The sequence below is a fragment of the Lysinibacillus sp. GbtcB16 genome, assembly GCF_019091145.1.
Lineage (GTDB): Bacteria > Bacillota > Bacilli > Bacillales_A > Planococcaceae > Lysinibacillus > Lysinibacillus fusiformis.
Window position 1 is genome coordinate 1 of the sequence record NZ_JAGXJV010000371.1, and the last position, 274, is coordinate 274.

The window sequence follows — 274 nt, forward strand, 5'->3', positions numbered from 1 at the left end:
ATCATGCTGCCTCAAGCGCTGCCTGCGGTATGCACGGTCGGGCTATTCCAAATTGTCGCAAGCTGGCAAGAGTTTCAAGCTCCGCTGCTGTACCTGAGCGATCCGTCCATGTACACATTGTCACTGGGGCTGCAGCAGTTCCATAGTGAGACCGGCACACTCTGGGGACCGCTGATGGCGGCTTCTTTCCTTACGGTATTGCCGCTCGTGGTCTTGTTCTTTTTGCTGCAAAAGGTGTTCTTTCAAGGCATATCCGATCAGAGGCTGAAGCGTT

At 54.0% G+C, this 274-nt stretch carries 1 pseudogene; it reads left to right on the forward strand.

Annotated elements, in window-relative coordinates:
* Positions 1–3: 3 nt before the first annotated feature.
* Positions 4–274: pseudogene (locus KVT27_RS27385) on the forward strand (carbohydrate ABC transporter permease); the annotation flags it as partial.